The organism is Pseudomonas sp. Pme6b (genome assembly GCF_058129925.1).
This window is the reverse complement of the sequence record NZ_CM176704.1, coordinates 1,538,177-1,556,250: the sequence shown is the minus strand read 5'-3', so window position 1 is coordinate 1,556,250 and position 18,074 is coordinate 1,538,177. Positions and strand designations below refer to the sequence as shown.

The 18,074-nt window shown below is 57.8% G+C and carries 14 protein-coding genes; 11 read left to right on the top strand and 3 right to left on the bottom strand.

What is annotated here, in order from left to right; genetic code table 11:
• Positions 1 to 2 precede the first annotated feature (2 nt).
• From AC4ANE_RS07060 to AC4ANE_RS07025, 8 genes are all read left to right on the top strand, one after another.
• Complete coding sequence (locus AC4ANE_RS07060) at positions 3 to 1,760, top strand: ATP-binding protein (protein ID WP_002554947.1); 1,758 nt, start codon at positions 3 to 5, stop codon at positions 1,758 to 1,760.
• A 7-nt stretch (positions 1,761 to 1,767) separates the two neighbouring features.
• Entirely contained in the window at positions 1,768 to 3,102 is a 1,335-nt protein-coding gene (locus AC4ANE_RS07055; RefSeq protein WP_044423595.1) for a sigma-54-dependent transcriptional regulator, read from the top strand.
• Positions 3,103 to 3,326: 224 nt separating this feature from the next.
• Positions 3,327 to 5,702 carry a PAS domain-containing protein gene (locus AC4ANE_RS07050; RefSeq protein WP_460408762.1) on the top strand — a complete coding sequence of 792 codons (2,376 nt, stop codon included), beginning with the start codon at positions 3,327 to 3,329 and terminating at the stop codon, positions 5,700 to 5,702.
• 131 nt (positions 5,703 to 5,833) lie between these two features.
• The gene (locus AC4ANE_RS07045) at positions 5,834 to 7,528 is read left to right on the top strand and encodes a molecular chaperone HscC (protein ID WP_005733487.1); all 1,695 of its coding nucleotides are present in this window, start codon (positions 5,834 to 5,836) and stop codon (positions 7,526 to 7,528) included.
• Positions 7,529 to 7,533: 5 nt separating this feature from the next.
• On the top strand, positions 7,534 to 9,168 hold the full coding sequence (locus AC4ANE_RS07040) for a J domain-containing protein (RefSeq protein ID WP_031594828.1): 1,635 nt from the start codon (positions 7,534 to 7,536) through the stop codon (positions 9,166 to 9,168).
• A 183-nt stretch (positions 9,169 to 9,351) separates the two neighbouring features.
• Positions 9,352 to 10,677: an MFS transporter gene (locus tag AC4ANE_RS07035; RefSeq protein WP_002554952.1), complete on the top strand. Its 1,326-nt coding sequence runs from the start codon at positions 9,352 to 9,354 to the stop codon at positions 10,675 to 10,677.
• Between the two features lie 425 nt (positions 10,678 to 11,102).
• Positions 11,103 to 11,420: a hypothetical protein gene (locus tag AC4ANE_RS07030; RefSeq protein ID WP_002554953.1), complete on the top strand. Its 318-nt coding sequence runs from the start codon at positions 11,103 to 11,105 to the stop codon at positions 11,418 to 11,420.
• 139 nt (positions 11,421 to 11,559) lie between these two features.
• Positions 11,560 to 12,183 (top strand): flavin reductase family protein, encoded by a 624-nt coding sequence (locus tag AC4ANE_RS07025; protein WP_002554954.1) that lies wholly within the window; start codon positions 11,560 to 11,562, stop codon positions 12,181 to 12,183.
• Here AC4ANE_RS07025 and AC4ANE_RS07020 read toward each other — a convergent pair whose 3' ends face one another.
• Positions 12,184 to 12,423, bottom strand: a complete 240-nt coding sequence (locus AC4ANE_RS07020) for a hypothetical protein (RefSeq protein ID WP_002554955.1) — start codon at positions 12,421 to 12,423, stop codon at positions 12,184 to 12,186.
• 165 nt (positions 12,424 to 12,588) lie between these two features.
• Here AC4ANE_RS07020 and AC4ANE_RS07015 point away from each other — a divergent pair, with 165 nt between their 5' ends.
• Positions 12,589 to 12,759, top strand: a complete 171-nt coding sequence (locus AC4ANE_RS07015; protein ID WP_004664028.1) for a hypothetical protein — start codon at positions 12,589 to 12,591, stop codon at positions 12,757 to 12,759.
• 127 nt (positions 12,760 to 12,886) lie between these two features.
• On the top strand, positions 12,887 to 14,383 hold the full coding sequence (locus AC4ANE_RS07010) for an MDR family MFS transporter (protein ID WP_002554956.1): 1,497 nt from the start codon (positions 12,887 to 12,889) through the stop codon (positions 14,381 to 14,383).
• A gap of 14 nt (positions 14,384 to 14,397) precedes the next feature.
• Here the strand turns inward: AC4ANE_RS07010 and AC4ANE_RS07005 are convergent, their stop codons facing one another.
• Positions 14,398 to 15,531: a DUF3396 domain-containing protein gene (locus AC4ANE_RS07005; protein ID WP_002554957.1), complete on the bottom strand. Its 1,134-nt coding sequence runs from the start codon at positions 15,529 to 15,531 to the stop codon at positions 14,398 to 14,400.
• A gap of 480 nt (positions 15,532 to 16,011) precedes the next feature.
• Positions 16,012 to 16,656: an auxin-lysine conjugate-binding transcriptional regulator PmeR gene (pmeR, locus tag AC4ANE_RS07000; protein ID WP_002554958.1), complete on the bottom strand. Its 645-nt coding sequence runs from the start codon at positions 16,654 to 16,656 to the stop codon at positions 16,012 to 16,014.
• 255 nt (positions 16,657 to 16,911) lie between these two features.
• On the opposite strand from pmeR, the gene AC4ANE_RS06995 reads away from it, so the two are divergent.
• A complete protein-coding gene (locus AC4ANE_RS06995) occupies positions 16,912 to 18,072 on the top strand; it encodes an efflux RND transporter periplasmic adaptor subunit (protein ID WP_002554959.1) in 1,161 nt (386 codons plus the stop codon).
• The last annotated feature ends 2 nt before the right edge of the window (positions 18,073 to 18,074 follow it).

Below are 18,074 nucleotides of genomic sequence, written 5' to 3'. Positions count from 1 at the left end.
ACATGACGCTCAAGCATCGTTACTGGCGCATTACCCTGTACATGCTGCTGATCATGGCCGGTGCGGTGCTGTGCGCCGGGCTTGCGATGCATCAGGCCCAGCGTCACGCGCTATCAGAAGATGCGGTGCGTGCCGAGGGGCAACTGGCACTGTATGCCAATACCCTGCATACCCTGATCGAACGTTATCGCGCCCTGCCCTCTGTTCTGGCACTGGACCCGGAGATACGTGCGGCGTTGAGCGGTCCGGTAGCCGCTGACGTGCAGAACGCGCTCAATCTCAAGCTGGAAAAAATCAACAATACGGCGCATTCATCGACGCTTGAATTGCTCGACCTGCACGGTCTGGCGATCAGCGCGAGCAATTGGCGCGCACCCAACAGCTATGTCGGCCACAACTACGGCTTTCGCCCCTACTTTCTGCAAACACGGGCTCAGGGTACCGGGCGCTTTTACGCGGTCGGTGTGACCACCGGAATCCCTGGGTACTTCTTGTCCAGTGCGGTGGTGAACGATACGGGTGCCTTCATCGGTGCGATGGTCGTGAAGCTGGAGTTTCCAGACCTTGAGCAGGAGTGGGGCCAAGGTGACGACCTGCTATTGGTCAGCGACGAAAAAGGCATCGTTTTCATTGCCAATCAATCGGGCTGGCGCTATCGGGAACTGCTGCCTATTTCTGTAGAGGACCGTGCCGACCTGCTGCGCACTCGCCAATACGACAAGAAGGTACTTTCCCCGCTGCGCAGTCGGGTCATGGACAGCTTCGGCAAAAACAGTCATTTGAGCCGTGTAGAAGGCCCGGATGGCACCACGGATTATCTCTGGCAGTCGCTGCCGCTGCCCGATGAAAACTGGACCTTGCACCTGTTGCGCAAGCCACCTACGTCCAGCGAGGACATTCGCAATGCGGGCATCGCCGCAGCGGGTATCTGGCTGGCACTGGTATTTCTGGCGCTGTTTCTCTATCAGCGCTGGCGACTGGCGCGATTACGGGAGCGCAACCGGGACGAACTGGAGCGTCTGGTGCAAGAGCGCACCCGTGATCTGCAAACCGCGCAGGACGGTCTGGTGCAGTCGGCCAAACTGGCGGCACTGGGGCAGATGTCGGCAGCGCTGGCCCACGAAATCAACCAGCCGCTGACTGCCCAGCGCATGCAACTGGCGACCGTGCGACTGCTGCTGGATCAGGGCCGAATCGATGAAGCCTGCAAAGCGCTGGTTCCAGTCGATCAACAACTGACACGTATGGCCGCCTTGACCAGCCACCTGAAGACCTTTGCCCGCAAGAGCCCCAGCGGTTTGCGCGAAAGACTGGACCTGGCCACGGTAGTCGATCAGGCCTTGCTGTTGCTCGACCCACGCCTGCGCGAGGAGCACATCGACTGCGTGCTGCATCTGTCACGTCCCGCCTGGGTGCGTGGCGATGCCATACGTCTGGAGCAGGTGCTGATAAACCTGCTGCGCAATGCACTGGACGCCATGCGCGAGCGCCCGTCCAGGCGCCTTGAAGTGCGTATCGACGCCATCGACAAGCAATGGCGGCTCAGCGTCAAAGACAACGGAACGGGGATCGCCGAAGAAAACCTGGCCAGTATTTTCGATCCGTTTTTCACCACCAAACCTGTGGGCGATGGTCTGGGCCTTGGCCTGGCCGTGTCGTACGCCATCATTCACGAACTGGGCGGGCAACTTACGGCGCAAAACCATGCCGAAGGTGCTGTGTTCTGGTTCAGCCTGCCCAATGACTTTCTGGAGGCCTGAACCCGGCATGTTGAACTCGGTCATCGTGGTAGACGACGAGGCACCCATTCGGCAAGCCGTCGAGCAATGGCTGACGCTGTCGGGGTTTGAGGTGCAAGTCTTCGCCCGTGCCGAGGAGTGCCTGGCACAGCTGCCGGAACATTTCCCCGGTGTGGTGCTGACCGACGTACGCATGCCGGGCATGAGCGGTCTGGAACTGCTGAGCCGACTGCAAGGCATGGACCCGGACCTGCCGGTCATCCTCCTCACCGGCCATGGTGATGTGCCGATGGCTGTAGAGGCGATGCGCGAAGGTGCCTATGATTTTCTGGAAAAGCCCTTCAGCCCTGAAACGCTGATCAGCAACCTGCGGCGCGCGCTGGAGAAACGCCAACTGGTGCTGGAAAACCGCCGTCTGCATGAACAGGCCGATGCCAGAACCCGACTGGACGCCACGCTGCTCGGCGTGTCGCCCAGCCTGCAGACCTTACGCCGTCAGGTGCTTGAGCTCGCGCAACTGCCGGTCAATGTAATCATTCGGGGGGAAACCGGCAGCGGTAAGGAACTGGTCGCTCGCTGCCTGCACGACTTCGGGCCGCGCGCCGGCAAACCTTTTGTTGCGCTTAATTGCGCGGCCATCCCGGAACATCTGTTCGAAGCCGAGTTGTTCGGGCACGAAAGCGGCGCGTTTACCGGTGCACAGGGTAAACGTATCGGCAGACTGGAGTATGCCGACGGCGGCACCGTGTTTCTTGACGAAATAGAGAGCATGCCCATGGCGCAACAGGTCAAGCTGCTACGCGTTCTGCAAGACAAGCGCCTTGAACGGTTGGGCTCGAATCAGAGTATTGATGTCAACTTGCGGATCATTGCTGCGACCAAACCGGACCTGCTTGAAGAGGCCCGCGCCGGGCGCTTCCGTGAAGATCTGGCCTATCGCCTGAACGTTGCCGAGCTGCGCCTGCCGCCGTTGCGCGAACGCCTTGAAGACATCGCGCAACTGTTCAGCCACTTCGCCCGAGCAGCCGCCGAGCGTATGGGCCGCGAATCGCCCGCCCTGAGCGCCGCACGCCTGAGTCAGTTGCTCAGCCATGACTGGCCTGGCAACGTACGCGAGCTGGCCAATTCGGCTGAGCGGCAGGCGCTGGGCCTGGAACTCACCTCGCCGCAGCCCGATACTCAATTGCAGGGACACTCTCTGGCAGCACGCCAGGAAGCCTTCGAAGCACAATGCCTGCGCGCTTCGCTGGCCCGTCACAAAGGTGATATCAAGGCTGTGCTCAACGAGCTGCAACTGCCGCGACGGACGCTGAACGAGAAAATGCAGCGCCATGCTCTGGTACGGGAAATGTTCCTGAACTGATGGCTGCGCATATCCTGTATGGCTTCTTCCGGCGATAACCGAACATTTCCCGCGCTGCCGGGTCTGCATACTGTCCCGGCTATGTAAGGCCGTGATGGCTGGATAGTTTAAAGGCATAATGACATCATTCCCGCCTGGCTATTCAAGCTCACATTGGCAGTCCGAAAGTTGGGGCATTTTCTACCGTGAATACTCCCCTCGACCTCCCACTGGGAGGCGGCGATATGGGCCGGCTTATCCGAGAGACAGACTGGTCGACGTCTGCGCTGGGACCGAAGCAAGCATGGCCTGCAGCGTTACTGTCATCAATGAACCTGATGCTCAGTTGCCCTGACAGCATGTACCTGCTTTGGGGGGCGGACTTTGTCCTGTTCTTCAATGACGCCTATTCCCAGGTTTTGCCCGTTGCAGCAGAGCAGGCACAAGGACAACCCATTGCCTCGGTGTGGGGTGATGCCTGGGAGGCCGTGCGCCCGCTGGCTGAGCAGGCGCTTGGTGGGCACAGCCGCCGGTCTGACGATATTCAGCGCACCATTGTGCGCAACGGCAGGCCCGAGCAAACCTGGTGGTCCCTTTCCTATTCGCCGCTCTACGGCGATAACGGCCTGATCGAGGGCGTGTTCTGCCGGGTCAATGAAACCACCTCCCAAGTCATTGCCCAGGTCCGGCAAAATGAAAACGAAGCGTTTACCGACCGTGTTCTGTCGAGCATCAATGATTGCATCAAGGTGCTGGACCTCGATTCGCGCCTGACCTTCATGAGCGAAGGCGGCCAGCAGATCATGGAAGTCAGCGATTTCAATGCGATTCGCGGCTGCCCCTGGCCCGATTTCTGGCAGGACCAAGGCAATCTGGACGCCATCGCGGCTGTCGAAGCGGCCCGCGCGGGTCAGAACGCCAGTTTCATGGGATCGGCGAAAACTCTGACGGGCACAGTCAAGTGGTGGCATGTGCAAGTCAGCCCGATTTTCGGCAAGGACGGCAAGCCGGAGAAAATCCTGTGTGTGTCCCGTGACATGACACAGCTCCGAGACGCTGAACAAGCGCTGATGTCTCTCAACGAAACGCTCGAGCAGCGCGTGATTGAGCGCACCCGTGCTCGTGATCGCATCTGGCGCCTGTCGACTGACCTGATGCTGGTGGCGCAGTTCGACGGCATTATCTCGGCAGTCAATCCGGCCTGGACTCAAGCTCTCGGCTGGTCGGCAGAACAACTGCTCGACAGCCAGTTCCTGGGGCTGGTGCACCCCGAAGACGTGGACAGTACGCTGGCCGCCATGAGCGGACTGGAAAATGGCCAGACCATTCCTCACTTCAAGAATCGCTATCGCCACCTGGATGGTTCGTACCGGACCATCTCGTGGACTGCCGTACCGGACAAACAATTCATCCATGCCGTCGGCCGTGACATTCAGGCCGAAGAAGAAGCCAATGAAGCGTTGCGGCTGTCCCAGGACGCCTTGCATCAAGCGCAGAAACTGGAGGCTATCGGCCAACTCACTGGCGGTGTGGCGCACGACTTCAATAACCTGTTGACGGTGATCCGCTCCTGCAGCGACCTGTTGAAGGCACCTAACCTTGAAGAGCATCGCCGTGTGAAGTACGTCGAGGCGATTTCCAGTACGGTAGACCGGGCGGCTCGCTTGACCGGTCAGTTGCTGGCCTTTGCCCGCCGTCAGGCCTTGCAGCCGGAAGTGTTCGATGTCTGCAAGAGCGTAGCGCGTATTGGCGAGATGATGGATACGCTCACCGGCGCACGCATTCAGGTGAACATCGACCTGCCTGCCGAGCCGTGCTTTATCTTCGCCGATGGCAGCCAGTTCGACACTGCGCTGGTCAACATGGTGGTTAACGCCCGCGATGCAATGTCGGGCGCAGGCCGACTCAGCATAAAAGTTGAATGCGCTGCCTGCCCCACTGCCGATCAGCCCGCCTCACTCAGCGATGGCGATTATGTGACGGTGTCGCTGACCGATACCGGCGCGGGTATCGCCAAAGAAAAACTGGGCCTGATCTTTGAACCGTTCTACACCACCAAAAGCGTGGGACAGGGTACAGGGCTGGGGTTGTCGCAGGTATTCGGCTTCGCCAAACAATCGGGCGGCGAAGTGCTGGTTGAAAGCGAACTGGGCAGAGGCAGCTGCTTCAGGCTGTGCCTGCCGAGTGCAAAAAATCACGAAGTCGTCGCGCAAGACAAGCATTACGCGCCCATCGCGTTGCCCGGTCTGTGCGTTTTGATGGTCGAGGACAATCAGGACATCGGCACTTTTACCCGACCGATGCTTGAGCAGCTTGGCTTTCAGGTGCTATGGGTCAAAAGTGCCGCCGAGGCGCTGCATGAATTGTCCGGTAACCCGGAAAACTTTCATGTGGTGTTCTCGGATATCGCGATGCCCGGCATGAGCGGGCTGGAACTGTCTGCCGAAATCGAGGCGCGTTACCCCTGGATGCCGGTCGTCCTCACCACCGGTTACAGCACTGAATTTGCGACGATCGCCAAGGACGAGGCACACCGCTTCGACCTGTTGCAAAAGCCCTATTCCAGAGAAGATCTGGCGGCGATCCTGCACAGGGCGGTGAGCCGTACCGGGGAACAATAATCCCGAAAAGGCATCCTGAGGCAGGACGCAACCAGGTATTCCCGACGCATAAAACGAAGACAACACCGGTTGCCTTGATTCAGAATCACGCAAAACATTGCAACAATCCTTGAGCAGGGAGCATTTTTGAGATGATCGTCGGTATTGACCTGGGCACCACCAACAGCCTGGTGGCTGTCTGGCGCGACGGCAGCAGCGAGCTGGTTACCAATGCGTTGGGAGAGACGCTGACTCCAAGCGTTGTCGGACTGGACGACGAAGGGCAGATTCTGGTCGGCAAGGCGGCGCGCGAACGTCTGCAAACTCACCCGGAAAAAACCACGGCGCTATTCAAACGTTATATGGGCAGCGCTCAGGAGATTCGCCTGGGATCTGCCACCTATCGTCCGGAAGAGTTGTCCTCGCTGGTACTCAAGAGTCTTAAAGCCGACGTCGAGCGCGCGTTTGGCGAGCCTGTCACCGAGGCGGTGATCAGCGTTCCGGCGTACTTCAGTGACGCTCAGCGTAAAGCGACGCGCATTGCCGGTGAGCTGGCCGGCCTCAAGGTCGAGAAGCTCATCAACGAGCCGACAGCAGCAGCCCTGGCCTATGGACTTCATCAGAAGGAAGGCGAAACCTCGTTTCTGGTCTTCGACCTGGGTGGCGGCACGTTCGACATCTCGATCCTCGAACTCTTCGACGGCGTGATGGAAGTGCGTGCCAGCGCGGGCGACAACTTTCTGGGGGGTGAAGATTTTGACCGCCTGCTGGTCGAGCACTTTCTGACCCTGCACCGAGATGAGCAGGACTTCCCCGGCAAGGAACTGGTAACGCCTTCGCTACGACGTGAAGCCGAGCGCGTGCGCAAGGCGCTGGGCCAGGAAAACAGTGTCGATTTCGTGCTGCGCCATGCCGACCGCGAATGGCGCAAGACAATCACGCAAGAGCAGATGAATGATCTGTTTGCGCCTCTGCTGGCCCGCCTGCGCGCGCCTATCGAGCGAGCCTTGCGCGATGCGAAAATTCGCGTCGCAGATCTGGACGAAATCCTGCTGGTGGGCGGCACTACACGTATGCCGCTGATCCGCAAACTGGCCGCGGGGATGTTCGGCCGTTTTCCGGCCATCACACTCAACCCGGATGAGGTTGTCGCGCAGGGTGCTGCAATTCAGGCAGCACTCAAGCAGCGCGATGCGGCGCTGGAAGAAGTCGTTTTGACCGACGTGTGCCCCTACACCCTGGGTATCGAAACCACACAATACGTGTTCAACGGCTATCAGTCCGGGCATTACCTTCCGATCATCGAACGCAACAGCGTGGTACCGGTCAGCCGGGTGCGTACCGTAAACACGGTTGCCGATAATCAGGAGCACGTTCTGCTGCGGATTTTTCAAGGTGAAAGCCGCCTGGTCAAAGACAACATCGCGCTGGGCGAGCTGAATATTCCCGTGCCGAAAGCCAAGGCTGGCGAGGTCGAACTGGACGTGCGTTTCACATACGACAACAACGGCCTGCTGGAGGCCGACGTGCGGATCCAGATGACCGGCGAAAATCACAAGCTGGTTATCGAGAACAACCCCGGAGTCATGACACCCGCCGAAATCCGTGAACGACTCAAGGTGCTGGAAGCACTCAAGGTTCATCCTCGCGAACAACAGGTCAACACTCACCTGACAGCACGTCTGGAACGGCTCTATCAGGAGTATCTGGGCGAGGCACGTGAAACCATCGGAGTCTGGGCTGCACAATTCCAGCGCGTGCTGGAAACCCAGGATGACCGGCAGATCAATGAACTGCGCAAACAGCTTGAACAGGAAGCAGACCGTTTCGAACGAGGTGAATGGTGACGGCAATGGATTGCTGGAGCGTACTGGATCTGGGCCATGATGCCGACGAGCGCAGCATCAAGCGCCAATACGCCAGGCTGTTGAAAACCACGCGTCCCGACGACGACCCGGCTGCCTTTCAGGCGCTGCGCGATGCTTACGAGCAGGCGCTGGACTGGGCAAGAAATCGTGCCGAAGACGATGGTGAGGGCAGTGACGTCTGGTCAAATGCTGGCCATCCCCTCGAATCGCTGCCCCTTGATGAGCCTGTATTGGTAGTCCGACCGGACCATCGACAGGTACACCCGGCATTCGACATGGCCGAGCCTCCTGCCCGACCGGCAGTAGAGTTGAGCTGGTATGAGCAAGCCAGTCAGACCACACCGGAAAACCTGCACTCACAACGTCAGATAGCCCAGGATCAAGGCTGCGATGAGCTCTTCCAGCAACATCTGGCCCGGCGTTGCCTGCTGGACCCGGAGGACAATCAGGCGCTGATCAAGGCCGCCGTCGAACAACTGCATTGGCTGACACCCTGGCAAAAAGTACAGCTCAGGACTCATCAGGCGCATCGGCTGACTCAGGCACTGCTGGACAGCTCGCTTGAGTCATTTCATGCCATGCTCGAAAACAACGAGGAACGTGCCTTTCTCGATACGCTCAAGGCACTCCGGCAGCAGCCATGGCTGACATCATTTGATCGCCAGGAGCAACTTGAACAGTGGACCATGACACTGCTGCTCAACAACCATGACTGGCCCCCTGCCCTGTTCGAACGCGTGAGCAGCCTTTTTGCCTGGGATCAGAAACATGACGTGTATGCAGGGCCGCTTTCCCTGTGGATGAATCTGGTCCAGCGTTGTGAAAAGAAGGCATTCGTCGCACGTCAGCAGAAACTGCTCGAAGCCTCACAAGACAGTCCCGAGACCATGGCTGCGCGTCTTCTTCTGCAACCACCACCCCTGGATGAAAGGCTGCGACTGGCAAGGCACGGTAATCAAGAGCTGTGGCAAGCCTGCGAAAAACTGGCGTCCGACCTCACTCACCGATTCCCGGATGCCATACAAGAATTCCCGGACGCCGACGTACAATCCTGGCGTAAATTGCCTGAGCAGGTGTCATCCAATTTCAATCTCAGGGCCTATTTTTTCGGCGTATTGACGATCTTCACGACGGCATCACTGGACCCTTCCGGCAGCAACGCCACTTGGTACGAAATAGCTGGCCTTGCGCTGACCGCGCCGATTTTCCTCTTGCTTGTCATCCATATATTCATGTCGTTCTGGCGCCCTTTCGCTGAGCGTATCAAGCCGGTGGATACGCGCTGGAGTGCGCGCTTGCTGCCCGATTACCTGAGCTGGCCCGGTTATCAGGCGCTGGCGCTGCGCCACGGTATTCCGATCGTCACGCTAGGCTATATCTGTGTACAGAAAGGGCCCGTACTGGCAGCGCTGTATGGCGCTGTCCTGCTGCTATGGATCGTGCTGTCGCCCTACCGGATTTCAGGTTTTCAGGACGCCATCTCCATCAGAACCGGAGGCTGGGATAGCGTAAAAGCCTTCTGCGTCAGAAATACCTTCAAGGCAATCATGATCGTTCTGGGTCTGATGCTCGCTTTCGTCGTGGGCGTGATTGTGTTCGGGCCGGCACGCGGTCACTAACCTCGCTTGAGCACCCATCGGCAAGAATCCGCTTATCTATTTTGTACAGATAAGCGGATTCTCGCTCATCAAAATCTCGCAACCGCTCTAGAACAGGCTCTCATGGTGTGGCACAGCTCCTGCTATGTCACAGGCAGGGCAGCCAATGCCTCCTTCCAAAAATAATGAAAAACAAGGAACACCATGGAAACTTCCAATCCCGCCTCCCGTGGGTCGGCTGCTACTGCTGCCGGCCAAAAAACCACTTCCAGCCGTTTAAAATCCATTTTCAGCGGCTCGGTCGGTAACATGGTCGAGTGGTACGACTGGTACGTCTACGCCGCTTTCTCGCTGTACTTCGCCAAAGCGTTCTTCCCCAAGGGCGACACCACCGCACAGTTACTCAACACGGCCGCGATTTTTGCCGTCGGCTTTCTGATGCGGCCTATCGGTGGCTGGCTGATGGGGCTTTACGCTGACTACAAGGGGCGCAAGGCTGCGCTGATGGCATCGGTGCTGCTGATGTGTTTCGGCTCGCTGATCATTGCCCTGACCCCGGGCTATGAGAGCATCGGCGTCGGTGCCCCGATCCTGCTGGTGTTCGCCCGACTACTGCAGGGCCTGTCTGTCGGGGGTGAATATGGCACCTCAGCTACCTACCTCAGCGAAATGGCCACCAAGGAACGTCGCGGCTTCTTTTCCAGCTTCCAGTACGTCACGCTGATTTCCGGCCAACTCATCGCGCTGGGCGTGTTGATCGTGCTGCAGCAGACGCTGACCACCGAGCAACTGTATGCCTGGGGCTGGCGTATCCCGTTTGTCATCGGTGCCCTGTGTGCAGTCGTCGCGCTGTTTCTGCGTCGTGGCATGGAAGAAACCGAGTCGTTCACCCGCAAGAAAAAGGAAAAGGCCAAGGAAAGCCTGATGCGCACATTGATGCGTCATCCCAAGGAACTGATGACCGTAGTCGGTCTGACGATGGGCGGGACCCTGGCTTTCTATACCTACACCACGTATATGCAGAAGTATCTGGTCAACACCGTCGGCATGAGCATCACCGACTCGACCTCGATATCAGCCGCGACGCTGTTTCTGTTCATGCTGTTGCAGCCGGTGATTGGCGCCCTGTCCGACAAGGTCGGGCGGCGTCCGATCCTGATTGCGTTTGGCGTACTGGGAACGCTGTGTACCGTACCGATCCTGACCACGCTGCATACCATTCAGACCTGGTGGGGCGCGTTCTTCCTGATCATGGCGGCGCTGATCATCGTCAGCGGTTACACATCGATCAACGCAGTGGTCAAGGCCGAGCTGTTTCCGACCGAGATCCGTGCGCTGGGTGTCGGCCTTCCATACGCACTGACGGTGTCGATTTTCGGTGGTACTGCGGAATACATCGCACTGTGGTTCAAGAGCATCGGCATGGAAACCGGCTACTACTGGTACGTAACCGCTTGCATCGCCTGTTCGCTGCTGGTGTATGTCTTCATGAAAGACACGCGCAAACATTCGCGGATCGAGACAGATTGATCACTCTTCATTAACCCGCTTGAGTGGCATGCCAACGCCTGAGTTGGCGTGCCGTTTCCACACCGGTGTGAGGAACATCAATATCGGTTACATCGATACAACTGCCATCAATGCCCCCTGGAGCGACATGAGCACTTGCTACAAAGTGTTTCAATACAGTGCACACTTTCGAGACCAATCAGCGATAAGACATTGAAAAGATTACACTTCCATTTTGTCAAGAGGCTTTATTACAAGATTTTTCAAAATATGCACCTCAATAATGCAATATCGCCCACAAAGCCCGAAATCAGAGCATTACAGCCAACTATCATTTTCAGCGATGGTCGCTAGCAATCCGATTAACTTCTTAATAATCCGCTGGCGCGTAGCATTGCCTCCATACCGGGATGACAACTCACCCGACACTCATTGGAGACATCATCATGAAAACCACTAAATTGATCTTCGGCCTGGCTTTCTCTGTTCTGGCTTCCAGCGCCTTTGCACTTCCAGTCACAACTGTTCAAAGCGATATGTCCCGCTCGACCATCGTTGCTGAAGGCGGCACCAAACACACTAACGTCGGTTCAATTCGCGTAGCTGCTGACGGCGCAGACCGTGTCGGTCCAAATCGTCAGGCTGCCGATGGTGCAGACCACGTCGGTGCCAACCGTCTGGCCTCTGATGGCGCGGACCGTGTCGGTGCAAACCGTCAGGCCGCTGATGGCGCAGACCACGTCGGCGCCAATCGTCTGGGCTGATAGTCCACGCAACACCCCAAGCCCGGCCGATGTCGGGCTTCTTCATGTCTGGCGCAGGCTAAAATACACGCTACTCTGGCATCCTCTGCAAATGCGCAGCACTATGTCCGCACCCTATAGAGCCCATCAGGAATCAAGCATGTCAGACGCTATTCACTCCTACGAGCCGTCCAAGGGTCACGGCCTGCCGCATGACCCGTTCAACGCGATTGTAGGCCCACGCCCGATCGGCTGGATTTCATCGCAGGATGCCAACGGCAAATTGAATCTGGCACCCTACAGTTTCTTCAATGCTTTCAACTACGTGCCCCCCATCATTGGGTTCTGTAGCGTTGGTCGCAAGGACAGTCTGAATAACATCGAGCAGACCGGTGAGTTTGTCTGGAATCTTGCGACCCGCTCGCTGGCCGAAGCCATGAACCAGAGCTGTGCCCCGGTAGCGCCGGATGTCAGCGAGTTCGAACTGGCCAACCTCACGCCGCTGGCCTCTCATATCGTCTCGGTCCCACGTGTGCTTGAGACGCCGGTGTCGTTTGAATGCAAAGTCACGCAGATCATTCAATTGCAACGCGCCGACCAGGAACTGGTGCCCAGCTGGCTGATTCTGGGCGAAGTGGTAGCCGTACACATCGAGAAATTCCTGCTCAAGGACGGTGTTTATGACACCGCAGCCGCCGAGCCGATCCTGCGTGGCGGCGGTCCTGCAGATTACTTCCAGCTTGGGCCGGAAGCGCTGTTCAAGATGTTTCGCCCAGGCGCCTGATCAGGAATCGCCCCATACAGGCTCGCCCTCGGCATCAATGTCGATCAGCCGCTGCAGCTCCTGTACAGCGGCCAGGTCGGCATCATCGGCGGTCTTGAATTTCTGATCCGGCAGCAGCGCATGAAAGCGCGGCGCTCCGCCTGCACCCAGCGCCTTGATGGCAATTGCCGCGTTGTACCCCTGCTCGGAAGGAATGACTGCCGACACCACTTCAAACCCGTTGTATTCCTTGCGTGCCATGCGTATGGACCCTGCTCATAAATCAAAGCGCGAATTCTAACGCGTCTTCCAGGGCATTCGTCACGCAGCAAACGCAGATGATGACTACCGACGCAAACTCCAACCTTGTCCTACACTTTAATCAGTTCTTTCAAACTGCTCTGTAGCCGAGGTAAGGAGTGCGTCATGAAAGTCAGAACAAGAAAATGCATGGTTGTCGTCGGTGCTCTAGCGGTCCTGGCGGTATACACCGCAGGGGCCTATCGTAACGAGCTGGCTCGTCAGGCCCCACAGGTCGCCAGTTGCACGTTTGGCCATTGCGTGCCGACCGACGCAACCTTCAGCGCCTTGCGATGACGCTTGTGTAGCGTGAATTGCGTCATCGTTCAGCAAAGGCAGCTATCGATTAGCAAGCTATCGGATTAGACTGGTCAGACTCTCCCGCCTCACTTGCGGCGGGTCAACACTGCCATCAGGTTTTGCCTTGACCAGTCTTACTCAAACGCCTCCGGCCATTCGCAGCATTCTGTTCGCGTTGATGATGGCGGTATTGCTCAGCGCTCTGGATCAGACCATCGTTGCTGTTTCGATGCCTGCCATTTCCGCCCAGTTCAGGGACATCGATCTGCTGGCGTGGGTCATTTCCGCGTATATGGTTTCACTGACCGTAGCAGTGCCGATCTACGGCAAGCTGGGCGATCTTTACGGACGGCGTAAACTGATGCTGTTCGGCTTGGGGCTTTTCACCCTCGCCTCGCTGTTCTGTGGCATGGCGCAGAGCATGGAACAACTGGTGCTGGCGCGCGTCCTTCAAGGCATCGGTGCAGGCGGTATGGTTTCGGTAAGCCAGGCAATCATCGCCGACATTGTTCCGCCTCGTGAGCGGGGCCGCTACCAAGGCTACTTCAGCAGCATGTACGCCGTGGCCAGCGTCGCAGGCCCGGTCTTGGGCGGCTTGATGACCGAATACCTGTCCTGGCGCTGGGTGTTCCTGATTAATCTGCCCTTGGGAGCAGCCGCGCTGATCGTCGCATATCGAACCCTGGTCGGCCTGCCAGTGCCGCAGCGCAAACCGATTATCGACTACCTGGGTACGGTGCTGATGATCATCGGCCTGACCGCGCTGCTGCTGGGAATTACCGAAATTGGGCAGGGGCATGGTCTGGGCGATTTCGAGGTTCAGTTGTTACTGGGCACCGCCCTGCTGACGCTGGGCATTTTCGTCTGGTACGAACGCCGTGCCGCCGAGCCCCTGTTGCCCATGCACCTGTTCACCAATAAAAGTGCCGTGCTTTGCTGGTGCACGGTGTTCTTTACCAGTTTTCAGGCTATTTCCCTGATTGTCCTGATGCCGTTGCGTTACCAGACCGTCACCGGTGGCGGTGCAGACAGTGCCGCCCTGCACCTGCTTCCGCTGGCGATCGGCATGCCGATGGGTGCCTATTTCGCCGGGCGACGCACCGCGCAAACCGGGCGCTACAAACCGCTTATTCTGACCGGGGCGTTGCTGATGCCCATCGCGATTCTGGGCATGGCCTTCACGCCTCCCCAATCGCTGATAGCGATGAGCCTGTTCATGGTCCTTACCGGCATCGCCACCGGCATGCAGTTCCCCACCTCATTGGTCGGCACCCAAAACTCGGTTCAGCCAAGGGATATGGGCGTGGCCACCAGCACAACCAATCTGTTCCGCTCGCTGGGGGGTGCAGTAGGCGTGGCATTGATGTCGGCGCTGCTACTGGCTATGTTGCAGCATACCGGTGTCGGCCTGCTCGGCTCGGGAGCACTGGGTGGCGAAGGCAGCTCCGGTAATGTCCTGCTCGACAGCCTTAATGCAGCAACCGGACCGGCACTGGAAACACTGCGAGCCGAACTGGCGCTGACCTTCAGAAACCTGCTGATCACCAGTGCGGCCATTTCGCTGCTCGGCCTTGCCGCAGCAGTAGCAATGCCCAATACGCTATTGCGAGGCCGGGATTAGCTCGACGCGCTGAATCAGGAAGGCATGCCGGCCCAAAACCACTGGGTTTTCTTGCTTTTTATATGGTTGAACGCCGGCATGAGTTCACCTTCGTCGAAATGTCGACGAGAGCCAAACTGTGCGCTGCTGAACCAGCAGCCTGATCGAGGGCATGCCTGCCCCGCATCAACTGGCGGCAGCGGTTTTTCATCAAATCGCGCATACCATTGCGCAGTGGTTTCCTCGGTAAAGCCGATACCGGGAGCAAGGTAGGGATGAAGGTTGCCGGTGTCCTGCAGGCGAACCGGTTTGATCATCCGGTTGACCGTCACATAGGGTTGCGGCGGTGGCAGGCCTCGACCACCCAATTCAGGCACCGCACCCGCCCGAATGATCAACCCGTTGCGATAGCTATGGAACACGATGTCGCTGTGCGCGCTCATCTCGCCCCGCAATCTGTCGCTCCCTCCCAGCTGCCTGACAAACCCTTCGCCCAGCACCGTGTACCAACTGACGCCCTTTATACGGTCCAGCAAACGCAGGCTTTCAATGTGCGGACCGGGATCGACCATCAACCCTATGTAGTCCTGAGCCAGTCGATACCCCCAGGGTAAATACTGATGACCATCGCAAGGCAGTACACAGGCGAGCCCGCCAAAGCCATGCTCGGCCTGCACTTCGCTGCTTAGATAGCGGATCCAGGCCTCGTAGTTCTTCAAACCGTCGGGCTCGGTCAGGCAGGACCAGGGCAATACCATTTTCAGACAAGAGCGATCGTTATCGGCCTGCCCCTGCGGGGTGTTCATGACAAACAGGCTGTACATGGCGACCTCGGCCTGGGTCGCACTGGCGATAGACCAGATGAACTGCTCGTCCGGGAGGCTTTCGACAACCTGACGCCGGGTCGATGCAAAACCCGATGCGCTCAAGCGACGCATACGCTTGAACAGCTGCCATTTGAGTTTCGGCTTGAACGCGTCATAGAAGCGCGAAAAGCAGGCTTCGACCCGACGCTTCATCTCCAGCGTGTGGCCATTGCGGAAATACAGCGTGGTGATCAACCCAAGTCGAATGACGGGCGTCCCCAATTCAGAATCCATGGCGACCCGTTCGGATTGCTGCGCGACTCCGGCCAGTAGCCTCACAGCATCAGTTGTAGTGTCCGACATGCTCCGCCCTCCCTTTGATCGAGAGACGCGGATTTACGCTAACGCCTGCATGCCCTTTGCATGTTTCGATCACGCCCGACACAGACCTGCGCTCATGCAAGTCACGGCCCTGTCCACGCTCGTACACTTCAGCGGATCTGGCGATGACTTCAAGGCACATAGGCGCAAGATTCGGCAAAAACATGCAACCTTCCTCTCTTCTGATCTTTCCGGAAGCGAAGAGTGAAGGGAGTTTTCCCGCGGGGCAATACTCGGAAATTACTTTGGGAAATCAGCTACATGTATCAGGAAATGTCCTACCTGCCTCCTACAATATTTTGTCGGATCAAGGTCTGATCGGCGGCAACCGGCGGGGGCAATCGATGAGGACGGGTAAACAGTCAGTAAACACACTGTATAAAAAGCAAGAATTGGAGTTAGGCTTTGTGGGAAAGACAACGGCCCGACCGAACCGGCAGGCGCTACGACCTGTCATCTCCGTCAGGAAGCCTTGCTGATTCTTAGCGTAGGGCTGAAGCGCAGCATGTCCAGACACACATCAACCAGTTGCTCGGCCTCTGCCGGCAATGAAAAGCTGTCTGGAACCAGCAGCCATTGATAAATGATGCCGTTTACGTAAGAAAACAGGGCGACTGCGGCACGGGCCGTGTCGAGATCTTTTGGAAGTTGCCCCTGACGTACGGCATTGTTCAGCCCCAGGGTGATCCGGTCGTGGCACTGTATGGCGTTGTCCTGGCGCTGACGACGAAAATCACACATCTCGTCAGTAAACTCGCATTTGTGAAACAGGATTTCATTGATGCGACGGGTTTTCGGGTCCAGTGCGAGCTCATGAAACAAATGAATCAAAAGATTTCTCATACAGCCCAGTGGGTCTTCTTCCTCTTCGCTCTGACTGGCCTGCGCCATTTCATCGAGTGGTTCCTGAAGACTGTCGAGCATTGCCTGGACCAGATCGGCCTTATTGTTGAAGTGCCAGTAAATGGCTCCTCGCGTCACACCAGCAAGGGTTGCGATGTCAGCCAGCGTGGTGCGGGCGACGCCTCGCTCATAAAAAGCCTGCTCGGCAGCCTCCAGAATCTGGCTGCGAGTGATCTGAGCTTCCTCTTTGGTGCGACGAACCATGGCAATAAAACCTCAAAAAATTTACCTCAGGCATACGTCTGGTGGCAGGCCTGGAGATATGACCGGGCGGCATTTGTCTCGCCTTGTCCCGAATTGGCTGTCGGCACTGTGAATAGTGGCCGAATGCGCACAGCGGGTGTTTACAAACAGCCGCGAATGTAAGTATATTCCTTAGCATGCTACTTATCTAGCCGAAATATTTTTTAACACTTCAACGTACTGTTGAGACAACAGGCTCCTGCCCCGAGGATCTTCATGCAATTCAAGCCAGCTGTTACCGTTCTGGTCACTGCCGTCGCCCTGGCAACCCTGCTCAGTGGCTGTAGCAAGAAGGAACAGGCGGCCCCGCCTGCGCAAACCCCTCAGGTCGGCGTCGTTACCCTCAAAGCACAGCCCTATACCCTGACCACCGAGCTGCCAGGCCGGACCACCGCATTCCGCGTCGCCGAGGTACGCCCTCAGGTCAACGGCATCATTCTCAAACGTCTGTTTACCGAAGGTGGCGACGTCAAAGCCGGTCAGCAGCTCTATCAGATCGACCCGGCTGTCTATGAGGCCAATGCCAACAGCGCCAAGGCGACCCTGCAGTCTGCCAAGTCGATGTCTGATCGCTACAAGCAACTGGTCAGCGAGCAAGCGGTAAGCCGTCAGGAATATGACACCGCCCAGGCATCGACGCAGGAAGCTCAGGCCGCCTTGCAGACCGCCCAGATCAACCTGCGCTACACCAAGGTGCTGGCACCTATTTCAGGTCGTATCGGCCGCTCCGCAGTGACCGAAGGCGCACTGGTCAGCAGCGCCCAGACCGAAGCAATGGCAACCATCCAGCAGCTCGACCCGATCTACGTGGATGTGGTTCAGTCGTCTGCCGACATGCTCAAGCTGCGCAATGACCTGGAAAGCGGCAAGCTGCAGAAAGCCGGCGACAACGCGGCCAAGGTCAAGCTGACGCTGGAAGACAACAGCGTCTATGGCCAGGAAGGCAAGCTGGAATTCTCCGAAGTATCGGTTGACCAGACCACAGGCTCGGTCACCTTGCGCGCCGTATTCCCGAACCCGGAACATCGCTTGTTGCCTGGCATGTTCGTCCACGCGCAATTGCAGGCTGGCGTCAGTGCGAAAGCCATTCTGGCACCGCAGCAAGGCGTGACCCGCGACCTGAAAGGCACGCCGACCGCCATGATCGTCAACCAGGACAACAAGGTTGAAATGCGTACGCTGGTGGCCAACCGCACCGTGGGCAGCGACTGGCTGATCGAAGACGGCCTGAAAGAAGGTGATCGGGTCATTACCGAAGGCTTGCAGTACGTCAAACCAGGCGCCGAAGTGAAAGTCGCCGAAGCGACCAACGTCAAAGGAGCAAACCCGGCACCTGCCCCGGCCACTGATAAAGCCGCAGGCAGCAAAGGGGAGTAACC